Here is a 22,550-nt window from a genome sequence, read left to right on the forward strand (position 1 = left end):
TCTATCAATGGCTAAGTTTTAGTCTGAGATTGACAAAAAGCGCTCCTAGAAATAGGGGCGCTTTTTGTTTTGGGGAATTTTTTTTTAGAGACCTGCTTCAATCCGTTAAATCCCTTAAATCCGTTACCCCCCTTACCTCCGTTGCCTTCCTTCTTGCTTTTTACTTATTGTTTCTTCCTTTATTCTTTAATTTTTTATGATTACTATAGAATATAGCCACTAGGCCGATCGAGATACTGTGACATACTCCACGGCGAAATCTTATATTATGGTCTAGGATTCCAATAGTCGGATTCAGAATATGTTGGGCTTGCTATAAAGTGTTCGCTAGCAGCAATGCAATTGTGTCAATTCCAGAATCTAACCATAGACAAATGTAGCTGATCGGGAGTCGCTCCTCACCGTCCCAAGCGCTCTATTTCTAAAGAGGATTTGTATTATGAAAGATGGACAAGAAGTACGCCGCGCCTCCACAGCCGTCATTGCCGGTGCTTGCGGGTTGGCTTTACTGACGGGAGGGGGCATTGCCTGGTGGACTGCGAACCGTTCGCCAACCCCTGCAGATACGCCGTCTTCTGCTCAGACTACCGCTCCGCCCCTTTCCCCAATTCCTGCGGAATCTCCTGCTGTAGTGATACCCGTACCCCCTCCAAATCCTGTACAAGTGCCACAGGTTCAGACGCCACAGGTTCAGACGCCACAGGTTCAGACGCCTAACGCTCTGTTGCCAAAGTCACCGCAGCCAAAGCCTTTGCCACAGACTGATGTCCAGACTGTGCAAGTCTACTGGGTTAAAGATGCCAGCGGCAAATTTGAGGGAGTTCCTACGAAAGTAGCTGTCAAACAAGCTGACAAGCCTGATGCAGCTTTACAAGCTGCTTTTAACAGTTTGTTAGCTGGGCCGAAGGATGGAACTGTTTCTAGCGAAATTCCTAATGGGACAAAACTCAGGGGTTTGAGTGTTAAGAATGACGGAGTTTATGTCGATTTGTCAGCAGAATTTACTTCGGGGGGAGGGAGCAATTCGATGACTGGCAGGTTGGGGCAGGTTATCTATACGGCTACGAGTTTACAACCGAATACCAAGGTTTGGATTTCGGTGGAAGGCAAGCCTTTAGAACTTTTAGGTGGCGAAGGTTTGGAGGTGGCTCAGCCGAGTACCCGCCAAAGTTTTGACAAAAATTTTCCCCTTTAGTAATTATGAGTCATTAGTTAGGAGTCATTAGTTAGGAGTCATTAGTCATCGGTCTGAAGGCAGAGAGTAGGGATTGATAACTTATGACTCATGGCTGATGACTCATGACCACGAATTTCTTCATGTGGTACCCGCCACGTGATTTATCCGTGGAATCAATCCCAAATCGAAAATCGAAAATCACTTATTGCCCCCGCATTTATCTCGCGCAAGTCAATCGAAAATCTAAAATCTAAAATCTAAAATCGATTGACTGGGGACTGGCAACTAATTTTCAGTGCTTCGTAGTTAGGCTAAATGCCCGAAAGTGTAGGGCTTGCTGTTCGATCCGGCTGGCAAGCCGATCGCACACCATATTACACAGCTCAAAAATTAACTCGTCTTGCACCTTATAATAAGCTGAAGTCCCTTCACTCCGGCGAGTGAGGATACCAGCTTGGAGCATGAGTTTTAGGTGCTTAGAAACATTGGCTTGACTCGTTTGAGTAGCTTCCACCAATTCTTGCACGCATTTTTCGCCGTCGCGAAGCAGGTTCAAAATTCGTAAACGCATGGGTTCGCTCAAAATACTGAAATACTCAGCAACTTGTTGCACAACCTCTTGCGGGACAGGCTGGGATGACTTCATCAAACTCACCGGAGAGAAGTGATCGGGAAATATTAGCATTTATTCTGTCCATAACAATAAAGTAATCCTTCAATCCGGATTAATTCGCATCAACACTTGACCGTATTCGACAGGTTCGCCATTTTGAACTAAAATTTCCATCACTTGACCGGAGACTTCATCAGCATCGATCTCGTTCATCAGCTTCATCGCTTCGATAATACAGACTGTCTGGCCGACCTTGATGCGATCGCCCACATTGACAAAAGGAGGCTCGTCAGGAGCAGCAGCGCGATAAAAGGTTCCTACCATCGGCGAGATAATTGACACCCATTTGGTATCGACAGAAGCAGGTACGGCAGCAGGTACAGCGACAGGGGCGACGGGAACAGGGGCAGGCAGATCCGCTGCTAAATTTTGGTCAACAGCAGGAGGTGACGCTAAGGTGGGGCTAGGAACCGCGCCCAAGGCGATTGGAGCGACAGTCGCCACGGCAGCAGGGAGCGCAGCAGAGGTGGCTGGTGAACTTGCCAGAATGCCTTTGCGTACTGTTAGTTCAATATCCCCACTTTTTAATGTCAGTTCCGAAATGCCAGTTTTGTCTAATACAGTTAGCAGGTCACAAAGCTGGTTTAAGTCTAGTTGCACAGCAGATTCAAGGGTAATTAATAATTGAAAATTGAGAATTGAAAATTGAAGATTCAGAATCCGGCGAAGCTATGAGCATCAACGAATTTGGAGAAAAAAGGGATAGTTTTTAAGCTGTGAGCGATGAGTATTGAATTTATAATTCTTTAACTCATAACTCAGAACTAAAAACTAAAAACTCCCTTTTATTCCCTCGTTTCTATTCTCGGCCGAGGTACTTGTCTTCACGAGTATCAATCCGAATCCGTTCTCCAATGGAAATAAAGAGAGGCACCATAACCTGAGCTCCGGTGGAGACGATCGCAGGTTTGCTGCCACCGGTGGCAGTATCTCCTTTGACTCCGGGATCGGTTTGCAGCACTTCCAAGACGACAGAATTGGGGAGTTCCACTTCCATGATTTGGTCGTTCCAGCGTAGGATGCTGACTTCCATCCCTTCACTGAGGTACTTGACACGATCGCCTATTTGCTTAGCATTGAGGCGACTTTCCTCGTAAGTTTCCATATCCATAAAGACGAACTCGTCGCCCTCTTTATAGGTATGCTGCATCACACTCTTTTCCAGGTTGGCTTGAGGCATAGTCTCGCCCGCCCGGAAGGTTTGTTCTACTACGTTTCCGGTTTGGACGTTTTTTAATTTTGTCCGCACGAAAGCCGAGCCTTTTCCTGGCTTGACGTGGAGGAATTCGATAACCCGCCACACGCCGTTATTCCATTCAATTGAAACACCTGGTCGAAAGTCGTTACTGGAGATCATATAAATTTTTGCGGGCAATCCCGTCGCCTTGCCGGCACGGGGGAAGTACAGTGAGTCGATTTTAGATTTGAGATTTTAGATTTGAGATTTACTCCACAGATGAATTTGGGAGATTGAACCTTGGTCTAAAATTTTGATCTCTCCACGACAGGAGTCTGGGATTGTATCCGTTTTTGAGCGGGTCAGGTTAAAGCCGCAGTCTAGCTGACGGCATCAAAAAGCAATTGGCATTTTATTTTACCGTTCAAAGGGAGCAAGTGCTGTACTGAAATGTTAATGGCAGTGGGCAGTGGGCTGTTGTCAGTTGACAATTCCCGCATCCAGGATACCCGCCACGTGATTCATCCGTCCAGAAATAAAAAACCTGTATCCGATCGACAAGCCCCCGAATTTATCTCGCGCAAGTCAATCTAAAATCTAAAATCTCAAATCTAAAATCTAAAATCGATTGACTGTTGAGTGTTGTTAGTGGGCAACTCCTCCCGGGCCGAACGAACAGACACTTTAGATGGGTAGCAGCAAAGGCGGGCGGGCAGCGCTGTGGGAAGATAATAGAGGCAATAAAAGTTAAAGTTATGTTGCATTGGCCTAATTTCTCGATCGATACGTGCAAGCGCTGGGTCAAAACCGTCGCTTTAGCGCTTCTGCTGTTCACTCTCGGACTGAGTTTCAGTGCAGTCTCCCATGCCAAACGCCCCAGCAGCAGTATGCCTGCAGGGAATGCGATTACGGACGGGCGGGCGCTGCTGCGCTTCGCTTTACCTATTGACAATCAGACTGTACGAGAGTTGCAAATCAGTCTCGAAGACATTGGCAACCACATACGATCTAAACGTTGGGGGCCTATTAGCAGCGATGTCAGCAGGGCTTCCAGGATTCTCAACCTCCGGGAATCTGACATTTTAGAGAGTATTCCCGACGCCAAAAAGCCGGAAGCTGAGGCGCTAGTTGCAGGAGTCAAGGAGAAAGTTGCTCAACTGGAAAAGGCTGTTGAGGCTAAAGACAGGGACAAAGTGATTGACTTGAAAGCCACAATCCTAGGTTCCGTAGGCGAAATCGAAGAGTTGATGGTGACAAAGTTTCCGTTTGAAGTGCCTGCCAAGTATGCTAATCTGCCTCAACTGAAAGGGCGCGCTACTGTGGCTGTACAAACTGAAAAAGGGGAAATTACTGTTGTGGTTGACGGCTACAGCGCCCCGGTTACGGCTGGTAATTTTGTGGATTTAGTCGATCGAGGTTTTTATGACGGTTTGCCGTTTATTCGATCGGAAGAATCCTACGTTTTGCAAACGGGAGATCCCGAAGGCAAGGAAGAGGGTTTTATTGACCCAGCTACTGGCAAATACCGGAATATACCGCTAGAAGTGCTCGTCAGGGAGGAAAAAGAACCTATTTACGGGATTACTCTAGAAGATGCGGGGCGCTATCGCGACGAACCTGTTTTGCCTTTTTCTGCTTTCGGTACTGTGGCTATGGCCCGTACAGAAACTGACCCTGATAGCGCTTCTTCTCAGTTTTTCTTTTTCTTGTTTGAACCTGAACTCACGCCCGCTGGCCTGAATCTGTTGGACGGCCGCTATGCTGTTTTTGGTTACATGATTGAAGGAAAAGAAGTTTTGGAGCAACTGAAGCAGGGAGACAAGATTGTATCTGCTAAGGTAGTTAAAGGAATCGAAAATTTGGTGCGACCTCAAGTTTAATTAATGAGGGCGATTGAAATCGCTTTTACACCAAAGTGACGGCGATTGAAATCGCTTTTACAGAAACAAAGCCCGCCTGCGCGGGCTGAAAAAATCAATAGTGACAGGCATTGAAATCTTTTCTAAATAAAGAAAGGTAACGGCGATTGAAATCACTTTTACAGAGACAAAGCCCGCCGGAATCAGGCTGGAAGAAGAGATAATTTTTATAGTTTCGTTATTAAAATTAGGAATTCCATCGAAAATATGGCTATTTTACAATTTTTATTGGTAATGGGTTTGGGCGGATTCGCAGGCTTGTTGATTGTAAAAAATGTGAATGAAAACAAGCAAAAGCAGCGGTTGGATGAGGCTTTTTATCAGTTGTTGGAAACTCAAAACAGTCAAATTTCGCTGATTCAACTGGCGGCTAGTGCTAGGGTTGAGGCTGAAGTTGCTCAGCAGTATTTAACTCGGCAAGTTAAGATTTTTTCGGCGATTTTAGAGGTAGATGATGAAGGAGATACTTTTTATAGGTTTCCTAGGTTGCGCTTGCCGCCAAGTTCGGGTAAGGAATGGTGAAGTGAGAAAGTGCGATCGACTAATTCAAAATTATGCAAGTTAAAGATATCGGTGAACAAGGTCTTTTAAGAATATTGCAAAAATTCTGCCCCGCAGAGATAGTGGGTGATGATTGCGCCGTAGTTCCGACAAATCCCAACCAATCTCTGGCTATCACTACAGATATGTTGGTGGATGGAGTGCATTTTAGCGATCGCACTACGGGGCCTTATTACGCAGGATGGCGCGCCGCAGCGGCAAATTTGTCGGATCTGGCTGCGATGGGAGCAACGCCTCTGGCGGTGACTGTAGCCCTCGCTGTGGCGGCGGATACGGCTGTGGAGTGGGTTGAAGAGTTTTATCGGGGGATGACGGCTTGCTTGCAAGAATATGATACGCCGATCGTCGGTGGCGATGTTGTGCGATCGCCCGTTGTGACTGTGGCGATTACGGCTTTTGGACAAGTTGAGTGCGATCGTACCATTAGTCGGTCAAATGCGCGATCGGGCTGGGCGATTGTCGCCACGGGTGTTCACGGAGCCTCCCGCGCGGGATTAGAATTGCTGTTAAATCCAGAATTCGGGCAAAATCTGGAAAAGGTCGATCGAGCTTCTTTAATTCTCGCTCACCAGCGCCCTAAACCGAGGCTGGATGTTTTGCCGGTTGTTTGGGAAATATTAGGTTCTGCGGGTGAGTTTTCCATCGCCGGAATGGACAGCAGCGACGGTTTAGCAGATGCGATTATTCAAATTTGTCGGGCTAGCGGTGTTGGCGCAAAAGTCGATCGTACAAAACTACCAATTCCCGATATTTTCAGCGAAATAGTATCAACCGAAAAAGCTTTAGATTGGGCCTTATACGGCGGAGAAGACTTCGAGTTAGTGATTTTTTTGCCAATAACAAGCGCTGAGTTATTAGTGGAAAAAATAGGAAACCGAGCCGCAATTGTGGGAATCGCTACCGATAGCACTGATATCTGGTTAACTGATAGCAGTGGCATTTATCCTGATGCTATATTAAAGCTCGATCGAGGATTTCAACACTTCTGAATTATCTCGCTTGTCCGCATAGGCAGACTTGGTTTGTGTAGACGCGGTTTCAACCGCCTGTTTTTTTGCTGTTATTGTAGGCAGTAGCCAGATTATTTTGGGTTTGCGTCCATTTTTCGCTACCGGGTTCCCGATTATTTAAAACTATTTCATAACCCGCAATGGCAATTTGAATATTATTCCCTTTATTCCCACTGGGAAACTCACTAATATGAATACTCAAATTTTCAATAAGACCGATAATTGAGCTAATTGTTTCTGAGTTTTCGCCAGCAATTAACTTTTTCGCCACTTGCTGTAAAGTCTCGGCAAAACTGGCATTAAGGAGATGTTGTCGCCCTTCCAGCATGGGGTAAATTACTGCTATATCCCCGTTGCTATCTTGTTCTGCTTGCAATAATTCTAGGAAAAAATTTGCATAGTCTTGGAATTTTTCACTCTTCGAGTTATTGCTATCTACGTCATCGTTCATATCGATGAGTTGCGCTAGGTAACTAGCTAGATGTCGGAGGAATTTAGCGCCATTTTCCCCTCCTTGTTCTGCCAAGGTTGATGCTACTAACTCACAAGTTTCCAGAAATCCGCGATCGAGTAATTCTGAGTTATCCTGTAATATCTGCGCTTCCTCTCCGTTGGGGGCATTCAGCAGGGTGTGAATTAATTGCAGATAGGCTTGGGCGCGGTTTTCTTCCATTTTGGGGAGTTTTGAATAACACCGGGATTTATTTTATCATGCTTGGTGGGTGGCCAGAAACCGGGTTTTTGCGAGAATATGTGGTTACAGGCGAAGATTCTGGAAAAAACCCGGTTTCTTTGGTTGTGCGTAGAAAGAATGGACTCGGCGGTTTCCACAGCCGAATCATCTATTACAATTGATTTAGATCGATTCCCATTTCTCGCAATCTTGATTCTAAAGCTTGCGATCGCGATCGTTCTTGTTGCAGCAAAGTTTCTGTCTCACTGGCGCGTCGCTCTGCTTGCTGAGCTTGTTGCTCTGCTTGTTGTCGCAGTTGCTCTGCTTGTTGTCGCAGTTGCTCGGCTTGCTGAGCTTGTTGCTCGGCCTCAATAGCCCGCGCTTGAGCCTGTCGTCGCAATTGAGCGAGTTCCACAAAACTCATAAACGCTTCTCCATCAGGGCCGAACATTTCTAGTCCCGTTTCAGATAATTGAAACCGCACGCCCAGTCTGGGGCTGATCCAACCGTCTATTTGTTCGATCGCTTCTAATTGTTCCTCTTGACGTTGCCATCCAGTCAACTCTAATGTTTGTGGGTCGTACAAATAGTATTCTTCCACACCATAACGTTCGTAAAATTTGAACTTTTGAATCATCGGAGCGGGCCGATTTCCCGGCGACCAAATTTCAAACACAACTTGTGGCCCAATATTATCTTCATTCCACTGTTGATAGGAACCACGATATCCTTTTGGTCTACCAAAAACTACCATCACATCTGGTGCTTGGCAAAGTTTATTATTTCCTTCAACGGGATACCAAAGTAAGTCACCGGCGACAAAAACATTCGGGTCATTCGCAAACAATAGTTCAGAATTTTCTTTAATCCAAACGATTAATCGAAACTGCTCGGTATTATCTGACATTGGTTCGCCGTTATCGTCGGGGTAGATGATATTTTGTTTGTCGGGAGATTGCAGTTTTGTAACCATTGCTTTTTCCCCAAAATAGATGGTGAATTTATTTTAGTGTAAATGATATCAAGCGGCTTTTTTGTGGGAAACGTGTTTTCAAGACCGGAATCCTTCCTAACGCCTAGATAATGCTACCTTGGGCATTAATCTATCCAAAATTTGCTCTATCGCCATTACTGTCCAATCAATATCCGCTTCTGTGGTTTCTCGTCCCAAACTCAAGCGAATGCCGCCAACGGCCTTAGTTTTACTATATCCCATTGCCAATAATATCGGACTCGGAGTTAGTTTGCCGCTGTTACAAGCAGAACCGGAACTAATGCCAATTCCTGCTAAGTTTAGCTGTCGCACTAAAGTCTTGCCTGTCACTTTCCCTGTGTCGCCGTCGGGAGAAACAATGCAAAAACTGACGTGGTGCGGCAGACGATAATATCGATCGCCCGTTGCGACTAAACTGGGTACGTGGGATAATTGGTCAAAAAGCCGATCGCGCAATGCAATTAACCTCGGCGTTTCCACATCTATTTCCTGCAATGCTAACTCCGCCGCCACCCCAAAACCGACGATTGTCGGCAGCGCTTGTGTCCCGGAACGCAGTTTCAATTCTTGGCCACCACCGCCTAACATTGGCACTAATTCTACTCCCGGACGCACGTAAAGCGCCCCCGCACCTTGTGGCCCGTAAAGTTTGTGACTGGAAACCGAAAGCAAGTCTACGGGAAGTTTCTGCACGTCAACTTGCAGCTTGCCGGCAACTTGAACTGCATCGGTATGAAACATGATATTGCGATCGCGCGCAATTTGTCCTAATGCCTCAATTGGTTGCAGCGTGCCAACTTCGCTTTGTCCGTAAATGATGGAAATTAACACTGTATTCGATCGCAGGGACTCTTGCAAATCCAAAGGGTGAATTCGCCCCAATTTATCAACTGGTAGGCGCGTTACCTCCCATCCCAACTGTTCGAGTTGTCGCGCCGGTTCTGCTACAGCGGAGTGCTCTACGCTGGAGATAATAATATGCTGCGGCTTTGTATAAAGACGGGCAATTCCCATAATTGCCAAATTGTCCGCTTCAGTGCCGCCGGAAGTAAAAATCATCGATTCCGGTAGCGCGTTAATCAAGCTAGCAACCTGCATTCTTGCTAATTCTAAAGCTGTCGCCGCCCTTTGTCCCCACTCGTGCAAGCTGGAAGGATTTCCCCACTGCTGAGTAAGGGCTGTTTGCATGGCTTGAATCGCTTCTGGGCGGGCGGGTGTTGTGGCGCTATAGTCGAGGTAAATTTGCATGATAAATAACTAATTAATGACTGTTGACTGTTGACTGTTGACTGTTGACTGTTGTGAGTGGCTACCAATAGCCAATAAAACCAATAACTGATGACTAACTTCCTGGTTTGCAGACGTTGTAGTCTTCATGGGACAAAACTTTTTGGGGAGTTAAGAAAGTGCCGCAATCTTCACAAAGCATTCTGTAGTTGCGAGTTACAGGAATACTGATTATCAAACGGTTGTGACGCAGGCGTTTGCCGCCGAAATCTCTGTAATTCTTATTTTCGCCCAAAGCTGCTATAATTGTTCGGGCTTTAGTGACTACGTGGTCGGGCAGACCTCTGAGATCGATGATATCTCTAGCAAATGATGCTTCCCTCTCTTGTTTTTTGGTTTGTTTTTGTGTCAGGACTTCAACGTAATGCTGCTGCGCCACCAACTCTTGCGTGCAGCGATGGCACGCTTTACCATATCCTTTGTGACCGCACGGAAAAATTCTTTTTCTTTTAGCCATAAAGCAGCGGTATAGGGTTTGACCCACGCCCCTGAATGCTGCTACCTTACCAGTGATGCTTCCGGCATCGAGGCAGTTCTACAAGACGCAAAATCTGTTCCCTTGCATAAATTTAATAGGTTGTAACTTTACTTGATCCAATAGCTTTGAACTGTGAGAAGGCTAATAACCTCTATATTTATTAAAATTTTGTGGCTGTATTGTATTATCATTTACTCGGTTTCTGTTGTGCTGGGCTGGTGGCGATCAATCTGGCGGGCTGCGGACAAACAAAGCAAGACGTGCAGAATTTACCTCTCAGTCTGGCTCCATTGCCTCAAGACCCCTTGTTGCAAGTATACTTCAATCAGTCGATCGCTTCGAGTTATACAGAGCCTTACCGCCAGCAAACTAGACCTGGAGATGATTTAGAAAACTTGATTGCTGTGGCGATCGCCAGTGCTGGATCGACGGTAGATGTTGCGGTTCAGGAGTTTCGCTTGCCCGGTATTGCGAGGGTTTTGGCCGAACGAGGGCGATCGGGAATTAAAGTGAGATTAATTGTCGAACATATCTATAGTCGCCCTTGGAGCGATTTTACAGCCCAGGAGTTGGCGAAATTACCGGAAAGAGAGCGCGATCGTTATAACGAATTTGTGCAACTTGCCGATACCAATAAAGACGGTAAATTAACGGCAGATGAAATCAAGCAAAATGATGCTTTGGTAATTGTCAAAGATGCGGGTATTCCTGTAATTGACGATACTGCTGACGGCAGTAAAGGCAGCGGTTTGATGCACCACAAATTTGTTGTAATTGACGGCAAAACCGTAATCGTAACTTCGGCTAATTTTACCACAAGCGATATACATGGCGATTTCAAGACACCTGCAAGTCGCGGCAATGCGAACAATTTGCTGAAAATTGAAAATGCTCAAATAGCGCAACTATTTACTCAAGAATTTAACATCATGTGGGGCGACGGGCCCGGAGGCAAACCGGACAGCAAGTTTGGCATCAAAAAGCCGTTGCGTCAAGTGCAAAAAGTAAGAGTAGGGAATGCGACAGTGGCGGTGCAATTTTCGCCGATTTCCCAGACTTTGCCTTGGGAAAACAGTGTCAACGGTTTGATAAATCGAACTTTGGGTAGTGCGAAAAAGTCGGTTGATTTGGCATTGTTTGTATTTTCGGCTCAGCGGTTGTCAAATACTTTGGAAATTCAAGCTAGCCGGGGAGTTGCGGTGCGAGCTTTAATTGACTCTAATTTTATTTATCGCTCTTACAGTGAAGGGTTGGATATGATGGGGGCGACTTTGATGCAAGATTGCAAGTTAGAAACTGACAATCGCCCTTGGAGAAAGCCGCTGACTGCGGTGGGAGTGCCGCTGTTACCAATGGGCGATCGCCTGCACCACAAATTCGGCGTTGTGGACGGCAAAACGGTGCTTACAGGTTCTCACAACTGGAGTGAGGCGGCAAATCACGGGAATGACGAGGCGCTGCTGGCGATCGAAAGTCCCACAGTTGCGGCCCATTTTGAGCGGGAGTTCGATCGGCTTTACAAAGGTGCAACCTTGGGAATTCCCGCCCGCATCAAACAGAGAATTGATGCTAAGAAAAAAGAGTGCGATTCACTACAAGCAGCATCAAAATCTGCGAGTGCTAAACCTCAAATTGCTGCCGGAAAAAAGTTAGTTAATTTAAATGCCGCGACTCAGGAAGAATTAGAAACTTTGCCTGGAGTTGGCCCGAAGTTAGCCGAGAGAATTATTGCAGCGCGACAACAGCAACCTTTTACCTCTTTAGACGACGTGGCACGGGTTCAGGGCATTGGGGACAAGATTTTAGAGAGATGGCGCGATCGAGTAACTTGGTAGTTACGTTCGTACTCCTCACATTTTGCACCATTTTCAATTACTTGTTTAGGAACAGGCTTTCCGGCCTGTTCCACAAAGAGTGAATTTTCTTGTGGAACAGGCCGGAAAGCCTGTTCTTGACAATACTGCAACATCTCAGTAATCAGGACTTCATTCCTGACTCTAAAAAGTTCACAGTCATAACTTCCGTCCTTCCTTTCGCAACTCAGCATCAAAGACTCAAGTTCTCACTAGAAACCTATTGGCTCTACTTTGACAACACCTCACCTCTCAAGTTAAAATAACGCCTAAACAAAATGCTATCTATTCACCTGAGAGGTAGAGAGAGATGGAACACGCCAGATTTGTTATGGGGAGGCCACAAATCAAATTTCTAGCTATCTTGGTGGGGGCATTTTTTTTGATTCTAGCAGCTTTCACAGTCAGCGCCCAGCAGAGTAGCGAAGCACAATTTAGGGTCAAAAACGAAAACGCTTTTAATATTAATTTAATTCAATTTAAGCGCACTGAATATGTAGGCCCCTGTGCCGGTACTGTCTTCTCCCCTGATTCGCAAAGCGCTCGATTTGTCTCCAGCAAAACTCCTCCCGGCCCTAACAGAAGGGTGATGATTAAAAATGTGACTGATGGCATGGAAACTAACCCCTATCCCTACACAGACAGAGGTTACAACAAAGGTGAGTTTTCCGAGGATTTTGGATTTAAGTTGGGTAACAGTCACAAAACAAGAACTTTTTCGGTTTTAGAGGGAGAAAATAAGTTTATCTATGAAATTAAAGAAAATGACCAAGTTATAGAACAGGGTTCGCTTACGGCTGAAGTTTCTATACAAAACTTAGGTACTTTTCCCCGTCAGCAAATTTGTCAAGATCGGGTAGAATGTCGGGATACTGCTGATTGTCGCGATCGTAAAGGCAGAAAAAGAAGTTGCAGACAAGAGTGTTTTCCTGTTCAACAGTGTCGCTGTCCCTAACTACTTTCTGTCCAAAAATTATTTTATTTAATTAAGGCCAGAAGACAAAGAGGAATAACAAACCAGAAACAAGATAAGTTATTTTCCACGGAATAGGGGCAACCACGCAGCGCTGTTTCATTCTCTTGTAGGGGCTGCCCCCCGTGGCTGCCCCCATGTCCCAAACGGCTGTGAAATCGTCTGTGGGGGCTAGGCATTCTTGGCACTACAAGGGTCAAAAGCCTGATTTTCGTGAGAAAGAAACCGCCCTGGGCAACCACGGGCGATTGCCCCTCCAATAAAATTGTTGGTTCAAGTAATTGGGTGAAAGTAAAATGCTGCTCCTAACACGATATATGTTGCTAAAAGCAGCACTCCTTCGAGCCAATTAGAGCGCCCGTCGAGACTAATTAGATTAGCAATTGTTACTGCAATGGCAACTGCAACTACTTCAAACGGATTGAAGTTTAAATCCATCGGCTGATGAATTATTAATCCGATAATTACCAACACCGGCGCTACCAGCAAAGCAACTAGCAAACTCGAACCCATCGCGACAGAAACTGACAAATCCATATTGTTTTTCATCGCCACTCCCACCGCAGTTACATATTCGGCTGCGCCGCCCACAATCGGCAACAGAATTACCCCTGTAAACAGCGGCGTTAATCCCAATCCTTTGGTAGTTTCTTCGACAACACCCACGAAAATTTCTGATTCAAAAGCAACAGCAACAGTTGAGGCAACTAGCACTCCTATCCACAGCCACAAATTCGGTTTGTGCGTAGTAGATTCTTCTTTGGTATTTTGAGGATTTTCTGACTCTAGTTCTACTAAGCCAACATCGTAAAGATAGCTGTGGGTTTTTAATGAAAATAACAGAGTTAGAGCGTAAACTGCAATTAGGACGATCGCAGTTATTAAGGAAAGATTCTGAATGGCTGCGGGTTCGACTCCATTGGAGGTATAAATTACCATTGTCGGCAGCAGGATGGCAATCACTGCTAGAGTCATTGTGGAACCGTTCACCCGCGCGATTATTGGCTTAAATTCCTGTTCTTTGTAGCGGATTCCTCCTAACAGCATGGAAAATCCCATGACTAAAAGCAAGTTGCTGATAATTGTACCGGTTATGCTGGCTTTCACAATGTCAATTAAGCCAGCTTTCAGGGCAACTATGGCAATAATTAATTCCGTAGCATTGCCGAAGACTGCATTTAATAAGCCGCCTATGGAGGGGCCTGTAACGATCGCCACTTCTTCTGTTGCTGTGCTCAACCAAATCGCCAGAGGTATAATGCCTAAAGCGGATGTGATGAAAACTGCGAGGGAGCCCCAGTGCAAATACTCAGCGGCGATGGAAATGGGGATGAAAATTAACAGCGCTATGGAAAGAATCTTTTTGATTGACATAGGAACTCGGATGGTGTAAGGAATGGTGATGTCGAGTTGTCGGGGCGATCGCAAAGTTGATTTTACACTATTCAACTATTCTCTGACAATTCTGCTGGCGAGTGCGATCGATAATTGGAAATATTTAACCGCAAATGCACCCAGAGCGAGGCAGATTGAATATAATAGAATGATATCGACATCGGTGAAAAGATATGTCTCAATCTGTAGTGCCAGTTGTTGAATCAAAGCAAATTGATACTTCACCCACCTTGACCTTTGAAGAATACCGATTTTATCAAACTGATTCCTATCTACAATATGAACTGTACAAAGGCAAATTAATTCCGATGCCAACCGCCACAGTTTTACATATCAAAATTTGCGAGTATTTAGTTTACAAATTGCAGCGTTACCTAGCGGAACACAATCTTGACTTAGTAGCAAAAACAGGTTTAGGAGTGAGAACAGAAGAAGATACATCTCGGATTCCTGATGTAGTTGTTTGCACTCAAAGTCTTTTGGAACAAGCTGGTGCTAGACCAGGTGCTGGTATCCTCGATTTTGAGGAAAAGCCGCTGTTAGTGATAGAGGTAGTGAGTCAAAATCGGCGCGCCGATTATGTGATTAAACGAGCTGAGTACGAACTAGGTAACGTGCCCGAATATGTAATTGTTGACCCTACACCTAACAAAGAACTGGTGCGAGTTTTAGCCTTTCCTGAAGGTGAAGACATCTATACACAAACAGATTTTGTGCCGGGGCAACAAATGGTGTCTGTAGTCTTTCCAAATCTGACATTATCAGTGAATGAAATACTGTCTCCGCCATTAGTTGAAGGGTTGATTAAAGCAGAACAAGCTCGGTTCCAGGAACTTGAGCAGCAAGCTGATGAGCAGCGCCAACGGGCGGAAAGATTGGTGGCGAGGTTGCGAGAATTAGGAGTAGATCCCGATCGCATTTAGGAGCTTTCTGTCAGAACCCCGAATTCTTAAAAAAGTCGGGGCTCTGGGTATTCTGTTGGTTGAGGTGGGCTTGATACTGTGCAACTATTCAACCCAACGCACCCGCACAAAATGAGCTTCGCGTCCCCAGAAGTCGTGACTTACAGTAATATCAACAACACTCAAATTAAACGGAATAGCAGTTGTCACGTACCGCTGAGCCAGAGCGCCCACATCAGGAGCTAACTGAGCCGCAGCCGCCGCCGCAGCACCCAAACCGAACAGTTGCAGAATGGGCCCGCGAGGCAGGGCTAAATTGATGCCAACAGCAAGTCCTGCAGTCAGCAGCATTGCCACCGACAAATTCGTGCCACAGCGGGGATGTACAGCTAAATCCCACTCTCCGCTGGCAATCCGGTGCAAAGCCTCGCGCACTGCCTGACGCAACTGTGCAATGTTAACGTGCCCATAAAGAAAAAACCCTTGGTCTGTGGACATTCCGCCCAATAACTCATTATCGGCTCTTGCTGTGGTCGCACCAAACGATTGGCTTAGTACCCAAACAGTAGCGTGTTCCAAAGCATGAACTTGGCGCAAAGTCAAGACTTCCTTCAAACCGGGCACAAAATTGAGTTGTCGCAACAAATCAGCATCTTGAGTCCGCTGCGGGGCAAAGTCGAAGGGAAATTGGCCGGTGCGGCCGGAAGCAGAAGCAGTAGTTGTCATATCAAAACGCCTCCATTAACTCGATTAAGTGGATATTTAAAATTAGCAATTCGGTTGAGAAAAAGCCGGTCATACATTATCAATAGTTGTGGCTTTAAAACCTAGCAATGGCAGGTTTTGTGCAAAAAACATTAGCCATCAACCTGCCCTTACTAACAAATATTCCCAGTTTATTGCTCTAGCCGCTGCCCGTCCCGAAATACTCCCGGAATTCGCCGGCCTCTGGTATCGATAATTGTGCCTTTGCCGTGAGGCAATCCCTTGCGTAACTCTCCCTCATAGCGGATACCGTTGGAGAACGAACAGTTACCCCTGCCATCAAGTTCTTGAGTATAGAACTGTCCCGAACACCGACTGCCGTCAGCGCGGGTGAACGCTCCCGTACCTAAAGGCTTGCCCCCTAAAAATTGACCCACAAAGCGATCGCCATTGGCAAAAATGAATTGCCCTTGTCCCGTAGGCACGCCTACTTTTTGATCGAGAGAAAACGACCCCACATAGCGATCGCCATTAGTAAAAATAGCTGTGCCGGAACTAACTTTGCCATCTCGGAATATACCCTCGACGCGGGCGTCGTCCTTAAATATAAATTGTCCTCGGCCATTTGGTTTGCCCAGACGGAACTGCCCCTCATAGCGATCGCCGTTGGAATATATGTATACCCCAGTGCCGCTGGGCAAACCGTTAACGAACTGTCCGATGTAGCTATCACCGCTGTCATAATCGCACCTAACTCTACCTGTAGCGATAGCTGGCACGCAGCGGCCGGTTCTAGCTTCTGTTCCTTGCGCCATTGAGGGCAAGGGATAAGTAGCGTAACTACCAATTCCCAACACTGATGCAACTAATAAAGCGATTCCACTGGTCCAAGAACGGGAAATCATCAATCAACTTGCTCCTATGCGCTGTTAGATATTATCTTCTTCTGTCCTTTGTCTTTTGTCCCATTTGTTGTCAAAACTTGACTGAAAAGCTCAATCATTTATCCTTTACGAAACTCCGGGCTTGCCGTTGCGAAATACCCCCGGAAAGCGCCTACCTCTAGCATCTATCATCGTTCCCACACCGTGAGGCACTCCCTTTCGCAATTCTCCTTCATAGCGCGTACCGTTGGGGAAAGTGCAGGTGACACTAGCGTCAAGTTCTTGATTAAAAAATCTGCCGGAACAGCGAGTGCCGTCTACCCGCACCAATACCCCAGGGCCAAAGGGTGAGCCTGCAAAGAATTGTCCTTCATAGCGATCGCCATTGGTATAAAAAAATTGACCCCGCCCTGATGGTTGGCTGCTAATGGCATCAGTCTGAACGTTCCTGACGACTGCGAAGTCTCCGACGTAGCGCTCGCCGTTGGGGAAAACGACCGTCCCAGATCTCATTGTGCCGTCTTGGAACACGCCTGTGTAGCGGGCATCATCTTTAAAAATGAATGTCCCTCTACCGTTTGGCACTCCATTCCGAAAATTTCCTTCGTAGCGATCGCCATTAGCGTACACGTAGACTCCAGTGCCGTCGGGCAGGCCGTTGACGAAGTTTCCCTCGTAGTTATCGCCTCCCTCGTAATTGCATTTTACTCTTCCCGTAGGAGGGTTTCCCTGGCAGAAGGGAGAGCGTTTTCCTTCTTCTGGTGCTGGTTGAGCTATTGATGGCTGGGGATTCAAGAGATTAGTGGCGCTGCCGATACAAGAAGCAACTAATATCACCATCCCTAATTTTTGAATTGAACTGAGCACGATCGATCTCCTTTAACTTCAATTACTAATAGGGATTTTCTAGAAGCTAATACTTGCTGAAAAGTCCTCTATTTTTTAATCCCTTTACTAATTTTACCTTCAGGTTCGATATCTGCCCTAAATGCAAAAAGGCAAAAACTCTAATTTTTGCCTTTAGCATTTTTCCTGCTTTACTGTCAATTTTCAGCGTCGCGCTGAGCTATTCGGATTTGGGAGACGGCTAATAACTGCATTGGCTGGTTGTGGTTGGCGACTGGCGGGTTTTTCGCCAACACCTTTGGCTACCTCAACGCCGTTTTCCTCCAGAATCACGATCGGATCGGCTCCTTGCTTGAGATCGACCCGCTTCACCAGAACTTGCCCGTTAGACAACCGCTGCCCGACTTTGACATATCGGCTAGTTGGTTCATTCGGTACTTTGACAATCACTTGCGTCTCGTTCCCGACTTTTACCACCCCACTGACTTCAGTGCCTGTAGCGATGTCAGTAGAAGGCGGTGGCGGAATTACTGGGATGACGGGAGGAGGTGGGGGATTTGGGTCTACCCACTGGGGCGGGCGCTTGTCTACTGGCAGTTCCGGCAGATCCGGCACTCCTATGGGTCTCGCTGCTATTGGTTGGGGCGGGCGTGGGGGTGCTGGAGGGCGAGGCTGCGGATTCCGCGCATCTTGCGGTCTACCTCCTGTTGGCCCAGTTCCAGGACGACCGGTGCCAGGACCTCTTGCTACCCTGGCATTGGGGTCTCTCCATTGGGGGGGGCGCTTGTCTACTGGCAGTTCCGGCAGATCCGGCACTCCTATGGGTCTGGCTGCTATTGGTTCGAGTCCAGGCGGGGATGTACGAGTACGACCTAACTGAGGAGCATTTAGCCCCGGAACTATGGGAGGCGAGCCAATTTGTCCCCCGGTGCCTCCGGGTAAGGAACCATTTCTGCCACCGCCACCTAAGCGAGGAGGAGTTCCCCCTGGAACTAGGGGCGGCGAGCCAATTTGTCCCCCGGTGCCTCCGGGTAAGGAACCATTTCTGCCACCGCCACCTAAGCGAGGAGGAGTTCCCCCTGGAACTATGGGAGGCGAGCCAATTTGCCCCCCATCACCTCCGGGAAGTAAAGAGCCTCGCGCTCTACCTGGTACTTGCTGAGTGCCGGCTCGATCGCCCCTGGGTGGGCTGGTGAGAGCAACCGTCTGATTAGGCCTGTTAATTGGGGGCGGAGCCAATAACTCGGGAAGTTCGGGTAGCACGGCCACTTGTCGCTGTGGCAGTTTGGGGAGTTCTGATGTTGTCCCACCCGCTCCGTTGGCTCCTGGAGGGATTTGTAATACGATCGGCGGGAGCGGCCCAAAGGGATCTAACTGAGAAGGATTAGCTGTCACAGGGCCTTGGGGCACCGGCTGAAGCGGAAGCGTGGGATTCCTGTCATTGTTGTCGCCGATATTTGTTTGAGCCTGTCTTGCTCGTTCGTCTGGGTTGGTGGATCGAATTAACCCAGGAGGCTGGGCGGCTACTATTGGGGACGGGAAAGCTTGAGCTGCTGGGGTAGGGCTGGCAGTGGCTGCCGGAGATGGAGAGGCTGCAATGGGGCTGGGGCTGGGGCTGGCTGTGTTGCTGCCCTCGTCGCCACCGCATCCTCCGATCGAGAACGCTAGTAGTCCTATAGTTGCAAAATATAAAAGTTTGTGCATTGCCGATCGCCACCAAATCCTTAATTTCAAGATTTCCAACAAGGCTCTGCAATTACAGCCTGTTGCCGTTTATCAGTTTATCTGTGTTTCGATGTTATGCGATCGCTTGAAAATTGCCAAGTTTTCCTGATGATTCTGATCTGGGGATCGGGCGATCGGTTTTTGGGAGCGGGTTAGGATATCAGTGGCGGTCGTTGTTCGACATCATTGAATCAATTAAGGTATTTAGATCATGGCAAAAGTGATTCTCAAGCGGATTTGGCGATCGGGCTTGGTTTGTGCGAGCGTTGTGGTTGGTCTGGGATCTGTGGGGGGTGGCGAGGTGCATTCTCATTCACATCAGCCAGAAACTCAGGTGATGACATTGGTGCCCGATGTTAGTTCCCAGCAGCACGCGCGGCGGAGCTATCCCGTTCCCCGTAGGGGTTCCCGAAGGGTAGGGAATCGCACTATAACGGGATCGGGATTCACAACTGGCAAATTGTACTCTCAGTTTTGGAACCCGTCAAATCGTGGTGCCAAACCCCCAGCAAATCAACCGGCTAAGCCACCGGGGAATCCACAGGTATTTCAAGCTAAAATCAAGCGTCGCGCTGGTGGGACGCCGGTGATTGATGTGGTATTTAACGGCAACAAGACTTTTGAGATGATTGTCGATACCGGGGCGAGCGGCACTTTGATTTCTCAGCGGATGGCTACTGCACTGGGAGTGAGGCCGGTGCGTACTATCAGAGCGGGGATCGCTGACGGTAGCGTTGTCGAGTTCCCGATCGGCGTAGTGCGATCGATTCGGGTTGGGGGTGCTGCGATCCAAAATGTCGAAGTGGCGATCGCGAAACAAATGCCAATAGGTCTGCTCGGTCACGATTTCTTTGGCAATTACGATGTCAAAATTAAAAAAGATGTTGTAGAATTTTATGTCCGCTGAGAGTGAGCTGAGTCGGAAACCGATTTTTGCTCAACTCGTGTCCTTTACAGTTATTAGCAACCCGGTCAAGGCTTTTAAATTTATTGGTTGAGGCGGTAGCAAAATGCAACCAAGTGTGGTATCGTTCTTAGTGTTTAAAGAGCCACCGACGGTTAAACTATCCGTGAAATCCGGCCACAAAAGCACGGCTGTTGTTGGTGATCTCGGTAACAGTCTCCGACAACGATTCACAGTACAGGCCAAGGCAATCAATTAAACAATTCCCAAAGCAGGTCGAAATTAGTTCCCACAATGCTGTGGCTGAGGGAATTTTGGTTGGCATTGTTCAGCCGGAGTCTAGAAAATATGTAAACTGATTAGCGGCAGATGTTCCGCAAAATCGGAAATCATGACCATCGAGAAATTAATTATTGTAAATAAGGTATTCACATGGCACAAGCGTCTGTATCTCCTGTAGTGCTGATTATTCTAGACGGCTGGGGTTATCGTGAAGAAAAAGACGGAAATGCGATCGCCGCTGCGAAAACACCCGTGATGGACAGTCTCTGGGCCGCTTATCCCAGAACTCTGATTAAAACATCGGGTCGGGCGGTAGGGCTGCCAGACGGGCAAATGGGTAACTCAGAGGTTGGTCACTTGAATCTGGGCGCGGGCCGCGTGGTTCCTCAAGAGTTGGTGCGGATTTCGGATGCAGTGGAAGATGGTTCTTTGCTGGACAACCGCGCGCTGGTTGGGCTTTGCGAGAAAGTCCGCGCCACGGGCGGCAAGTTGCACCTAACTGGTCTTTGTTCTGAAGGCGGGGTTCATTCCCATCTCAGTCATATTAAGGGTTTGCTGCAATTAGCAAAGGCACAGGGAATTTCTGATGTTTGCATTCACGCGATTACAGACGGCCGTGATACTACTCCGAAAGAGGGTGTCGAAGCTCTAGGCAAGATTGAAAGTTATATCGCAGAGGTCGGGGTTGGTCGGATTGCGACCATTAGTGGTCGCTACTACGCGATGGATAGGGACAAGCGCTGGGATCGGGTGCAGCGCGCTTACGAGGTGATGACGACTGAGGGCGCGCCTGACGGTCGATCGGCTGTGGATGTGTTGCAGGCCTCTTATGCTGAAGGAGTGACCGACGAGTTTGCTGTTCCGACTCGGATTGCTCCGGGGGCGGTGGCATCCGGGGATGGGCTAATTTTCTTCAATTTTCGCCCGGACAGGGCTAGAGAATTGACTCAGGCTTTTGTATCTCCAGATTTTAAGGGGTTTGAACGGCAGTTAATTGAGCCGCTGGCGTTTGCGACTTTTACTCAGTACGACCCGAAACTTTCGGTAATGGTGGCTTTTGAACCGCAGAATTTGAACAATATTCTGGGCGAGGTGATTTCTAAGCACGGTTTGCAGCAGTTGCGGACGGCGGAAACTGAAAAGTACGCTCATGTGACTTATTTTTTTAATGGGGGTCTGGAAGAGCCTTTTATCGGGGAACACCGGGAATTGGTGCAGAGCCCGATGGTGGGGACTTACGATGAGGCACCCCAGATGTCGGCGGAGTTGGTGACGGATGGGGTGGTGACGGCTTTGGAAAAAGGCATCTATTCGTTTGTGGTGATTAACTACGCTAACCCGGATATGGTTGGTCATACGGGGATGATGGATGCGACGATAATTGCGATCGAAACTGTGGATAAATGTTTGGGGCGGCTGTTGAGCGCCATTAGTAAAGCTGGGGGAACGGCAATTATTATTGCTGACCACGGCAATGCTGAGCAGATGTTTGACGAGGACGGGAATCCGTGGACGGCTCACACTACTAACCCCGTGCCGTTTATTCTGGTAGAAGGTGAAGGTCGGAAGATTCCGGGTCACGGAACGGATGTTCCTCTGAGGGCGGATGGTTGTTTGGCGGATATTGCGCCGACGATTCTGGAGCTGTTGAGGTTGCCTCAGCCCCCGGAGATGACCGGACGTTCTATGATTCGATCGGCTGAGTTTGAAGTTCGTGCCAATCGCACTCCGGTGCGAGTCCGATTGTAGTAGGGACGCAGGATTAGGGACAAAGGCGTTTTGCACTGGTGTCAACTTAAGCTGTCATCCGCCCAGCCCTCCCGCCCATCCGGTAGTCCGCCAGGGAATGAATTCCCTGTCTAATAGCGAAAGTCCTCTCAAGAGGACTAATGAGTTTAACAATTCGGCGTTTCTGAATTGGGGTATGAAATTTGTAGGGGCAATCCCCCCGTGGTTGCCCCACTGCTGACAGCGTAAGCACTTAGAATTACCCCATCAGGCAAAATCATACTTGGATTCAGCAGTACCAAAATTCTTCTTTTCAGTCCTCATAGCGAGGACTTTCGCTTTGAGGCAGGGAATTCATTCCCTGCCGGACTGGCGGACTAACAGCTTAATTCGACAACAATGGG

Annotated in this window: 21 protein-coding genes; 9 read left to right on the forward strand and 12 right to left on the reverse strand. The window is 47.6% G+C overall.

From position 1 onward, the window contains the following. Nucleotides 1-439 precede the first annotated feature (439 nt). A complete protein-coding gene (locus QUA88_RS25125) occupies nt 440-1,195 on the forward strand; it encodes a GerMN domain-containing protein (protein ID WP_333058571.1) in 756 nt (251 codons plus the stop codon). 274 nt (nt 1,196-1,469) lie between these two features. On the opposite strand, the gene QUA88_RS25130 is transcribed toward QUA88_RS25125, so the two are convergent. The 3 genes from QUA88_RS25130 to efp all read right to left on the reverse strand — a co-directional run bounded on the left by QUA88_RS25130 (nt 1,470) and on the right by efp (nt 3,207). Then, nucleotides 1,470-1,862 (reverse strand): ArsR/SmtB family transcription factor, encoded by a 393-nt coding sequence (locus QUA88_RS25130; RefSeq protein ID WP_006631662.1) that lies wholly within the window; start codon nt 1,860-1,862, stop codon nt 1,470-1,472. 30 nt (nt 1,863-1,892) lie between these two features. Further along, on the reverse strand, nt 1,893-2,450 hold the full coding sequence (gene accB / locus QUA88_RS25135) for an acetyl-CoA carboxylase biotin carboxyl carrier protein (RefSeq protein WP_333058572.1): 558 nt from the start codon (nt 2,448-2,450) through the stop codon (nt 1,893-1,895). Between the two features lie 199 nt (nt 2,451-2,649). Beyond that, nucleotides 2,650-3,207: an elongation factor P gene (gene efp / locus QUA88_RS25140; protein ID WP_333058573.1), complete on the reverse strand. Its 558-nt coding sequence runs from the start codon at nt 3,205-3,207 to the stop codon at nt 2,650-2,652. 575 nt (nt 3,208-3,782) lie between these two features. Here efp and QUA88_RS25145 point away from each other — a divergent pair. The 3 genes from QUA88_RS25145 (at nt 3,783) to thiL (ending at nt 6,496) form a co-directional block, all read left to right on the forward strand. After that, nucleotides 3,783-4,907 (forward strand): peptidylprolyl isomerase, encoded by a 1,125-nt coding sequence (locus QUA88_RS25145; RefSeq protein WP_333058574.1) that lies wholly within the window; start codon nt 3,783-3,785, stop codon nt 4,905-4,907. A gap of 246 nt (nt 4,908-5,153) precedes the next feature. Further along, nucleotides 5,154-5,468 carry a hypothetical protein gene (locus QUA88_RS25150; RefSeq protein ID WP_333207430.1) on the forward strand — a complete coding sequence of 105 codons (315 nt, stop codon included), beginning with the start codon at nt 5,154-5,156 and terminating at the stop codon, nt 5,466-5,468. A gap of 32 nt (nt 5,469-5,500) precedes the next feature. Further along, nucleotides 5,501-6,496: a thiamine-phosphate kinase gene (thiL, locus tag QUA88_RS25155; protein ID WP_333212123.1), complete on the forward strand. Its 996-nt coding sequence runs from the start codon at nt 5,501-5,503 to the stop codon at nt 6,494-6,496. 49 nt (nt 6,497-6,545) lie between these two features. On the opposite strand, the gene QUA88_RS25160 is transcribed toward thiL, so the two are convergent. From QUA88_RS25160 to QUA88_RS25175, 4 genes are all read right to left on the reverse strand, one after another. Continuing rightward, nucleotides 6,546-7,190: a hypothetical protein gene (locus QUA88_RS25160; protein ID WP_333234043.1), complete on the reverse strand. Its 645-nt coding sequence runs from the start codon at nt 7,188-7,190 to the stop codon at nt 6,546-6,548. Between the two features lie 172 nt (nt 7,191-7,362). Next, nucleotides 7,363-8,163, reverse strand: coding sequence for a Uma2 family endonuclease (locus QUA88_RS25165; protein WP_333057642.1), 801 nt, complete (start codon nt 8,161-8,163; stop codon nt 7,363-7,365). Between the two features lie 96 nt (nt 8,164-8,259). Continuing rightward, on the reverse strand, nt 8,260-9,432 hold the full coding sequence (locus QUA88_RS25170; RefSeq protein ID WP_333057641.1) for a cysteine desulfurase family protein: 1,173 nt from the start codon (nt 9,430-9,432) through the stop codon (nt 8,260-8,262). Nucleotides 9,433-9,526: 94 nt separating this feature from the next. Next, nucleotides 9,527-9,928, reverse strand: a complete 402-nt coding sequence (locus QUA88_RS25175) for a DUF7682 family zinc-binding protein (RefSeq protein WP_333057640.1) — start codon at nt 9,926-9,928, stop codon at nt 9,527-9,529. A gap of 191 nt (nt 9,929-10,119) precedes the next feature. On the opposite strand from QUA88_RS25175, the gene QUA88_RS25180 reads away from it, so the two are divergent. Further along, nucleotides 10,120-11,784 carry a DUF655 domain-containing protein gene (locus tag QUA88_RS25180; RefSeq protein ID WP_333212127.1) on the forward strand — a complete coding sequence of 555 codons (1,665 nt, stop codon included), beginning with the start codon at nt 10,120-10,122 and terminating at the stop codon, nt 11,782-11,784. A 328-nt stretch (nt 11,785-12,112) separates the two neighbouring features. Next, nucleotides 12,113-12,757, forward strand: a complete 645-nt coding sequence (locus QUA88_RS25185) for a hypothetical protein (protein ID WP_333057637.1) — start codon at nt 12,113-12,115, stop codon at nt 12,755-12,757. A 291-nt stretch (nt 12,758-13,048) separates the two neighbouring features. Here the strand turns inward: QUA88_RS25185 and cax are convergent, their stop codons facing one another. Then, the gene (gene cax, locus QUA88_RS25190; protein WP_333057645.1) at nt 13,049-14,149 is read right to left on the reverse strand and encodes a calcium/proton exchanger; all 1,101 of its coding nucleotides are present in this window, start codon (nt 14,147-14,149) and stop codon (nt 13,049-13,051) included. 194 nt (nt 14,150-14,343) lie between these two features. On the opposite strand from cax, the gene QUA88_RS25195 reads away from it, so the two are divergent. Further along, nucleotides 14,344-15,093, forward strand: coding sequence for a Uma2 family endonuclease (locus QUA88_RS25195; protein ID WP_333057635.1), 750 nt, complete (start codon nt 14,344-14,346; stop codon nt 15,091-15,093). An 84-nt stretch (nt 15,094-15,177) separates the two neighbouring features. On the opposite strand, the gene QUA88_RS25200 is transcribed toward QUA88_RS25195, so the two are convergent. The 4 genes from QUA88_RS25200 to QUA88_RS25215 form a co-directional block, all read right to left on the reverse strand. Continuing rightward, nucleotides 15,178-15,798, reverse strand: a complete 621-nt coding sequence (locus QUA88_RS25200) for a DUF6391 domain-containing protein (RefSeq protein WP_333057633.1) — start codon at nt 15,796-15,798, stop codon at nt 15,178-15,180. A gap of 170 nt (nt 15,799-15,968) precedes the next feature. After that, nucleotides 15,969-16,682 carry an MORN motif-containing protein gene (locus QUA88_RS25205; RefSeq protein ID WP_333057632.1) on the reverse strand — a complete coding sequence of 238 codons (714 nt, stop codon included), beginning with the start codon at nt 16,680-16,682 and terminating at the stop codon, nt 15,969-15,971. A 105-nt stretch (nt 16,683-16,787) separates the two neighbouring features. Continuing rightward, the gene (locus QUA88_RS25210; protein ID WP_333057631.1) at nt 16,788-17,528 is read right to left on the reverse strand and encodes an MORN motif-containing protein; all 741 of its coding nucleotides are present in this window, start codon (nt 17,526-17,528) and stop codon (nt 16,788-16,790) included. A gap of 183 nt (nt 17,529-17,711) precedes the next feature. Next, nucleotides 17,712-19,241, reverse strand: a complete 1,530-nt coding sequence (locus tag QUA88_RS25215) for a hypothetical protein (RefSeq protein WP_333274404.1) — start codon at nt 19,239-19,241, stop codon at nt 17,712-17,714. A gap of 202 nt (nt 19,242-19,443) precedes the next feature. Between QUA88_RS25215 and QUA88_RS25220 the strand changes: the two genes are divergently transcribed. Together QUA88_RS25220 and gpmI are read left to right on the forward strand one after the other, a co-directional pair. Further along, complete coding sequence (locus QUA88_RS25220; RefSeq protein ID WP_333274407.1) at nt 19,444-20,139, forward strand: retropepsin-like aspartic protease; 696 nt, start codon at nt 19,444-19,446, stop codon at nt 20,137-20,139. A gap of 429 nt (nt 20,140-20,568) precedes the next feature. Next, nucleotides 20,569-22,167, forward strand: coding sequence for a 2,3-bisphosphoglycerate-independent phosphoglycerate mutase (gene gpmI, locus QUA88_RS25225; RefSeq protein WP_333274410.1), 1,599 nt, complete (start codon nt 20,569-20,571; stop codon nt 22,165-22,167). The last annotated feature ends 383 nt before the right edge of the window (nt 22,168-22,550 follow it).

It is taken from the genome of Microcoleus sp. D3_18_C2, from assembly GCF_036702395.1.
Lineage (GTDB): Bacteria > Cyanobacteriota > Cyanobacteriia > Cyanobacteriales > Microcoleaceae > Microcoleus.

Coding starts and splice junctions, on each gene's coding strand:
- QUA88_RS25125 (WP_333058571.1), top strand. CDS start 440: ATGAAAGATGGACAAGAAGTACGCCGCGCCTCCACAGCCGTCATTGCC.
- QUA88_RS25130 (WP_006631662.1), bottom strand. CDS start 1,862: ATGCTAATATTTCCCGATCACTTCTCTCCGGTGAGTTTGATGAAGTCA.
- efp (WP_333058573.1), bottom strand. CDS start 3,207: ATGATCTCCAGTAACGACTTTCGACCAGGTGTTTCAATTGAATGGAAT.
- QUA88_RS25145 (WP_333058574.1), top strand. CDS start 3,783: ATGTTGCATTGGCCTAATTTCTCGATCGATACGTGCAAGCGCTGGGTC.
- QUA88_RS25150 (WP_333207430.1), top strand. CDS start 5,154: ATGGCTATTTTACAATTTTTATTGGTAATGGGTTTGGGCGGATTCGCA.
- thiL (WP_333212123.1), top strand. CDS start 5,501: ATGCAAGTTAAAGATATCGGTGAACAAGGTCTTTTAAGAATATTGCAA.
- QUA88_RS25160 (WP_333234043.1), bottom strand. CDS start 7,190: ATGGAAGAAAACCGCGCCCAAGCCTATCTGCAATTAATTCACACCCTG.
- QUA88_RS25165 (WP_333057642.1), bottom strand. CDS start 8,163: ATGGTTACAAAACTGCAATCTCCCGACAAACAAAATATCATCTACCCC.
- QUA88_RS25170 (WP_333057641.1), bottom strand. CDS start 9,432: ATGCAAATTTACCTCGACTATAGCGCCACAACACCCGCCCGCCCAGAA.
- QUA88_RS25175 (WP_333057640.1), bottom strand. CDS start 9,928: ATGGCTAAAAGAAAAAGAATTTTTCCGTGCGGTCACAAAGGATATGGT.
- QUA88_RS25185 (WP_333057637.1), top strand. CDS start 12,113: ATGGAACACGCCAGATTTGTTATGGGGAGGCCACAAATCAAATTTCTA.
- cax (WP_333057645.1), bottom strand. CDS start 14,149: ATGTCAATCAAAAAGATTCTTTCCATAGCGCTGTTAATTTTCATCCCC.
- QUA88_RS25195 (WP_333057635.1), top strand. CDS start 14,344: ATGTCTCAATCTGTAGTGCCAGTTGTTGAATCAAAGCAAATTGATACT.
- QUA88_RS25200 (WP_333057633.1), bottom strand. CDS start 15,798: ATGACAACTACTGCTTCTGCTTCCGGCCGCACCGGCCAATTTCCCTTC.
- QUA88_RS25205 (WP_333057632.1), bottom strand. CDS start 16,682: ATGATTTCCCGTTCTTGGACCAGTGGAATCGCTTTATTAGTTGCATCA.
- QUA88_RS25220 (WP_333274407.1), top strand. CDS start 19,444: ATGGCAAAAGTGATTCTCAAGCGGATTTGGCGATCGGGCTTGGTTTGT.
- gpmI (WP_333274410.1), top strand. CDS start 20,569: ATGGCACAAGCGTCTGTATCTCCTGTAGTGCTGATTATTCTAGACGGC.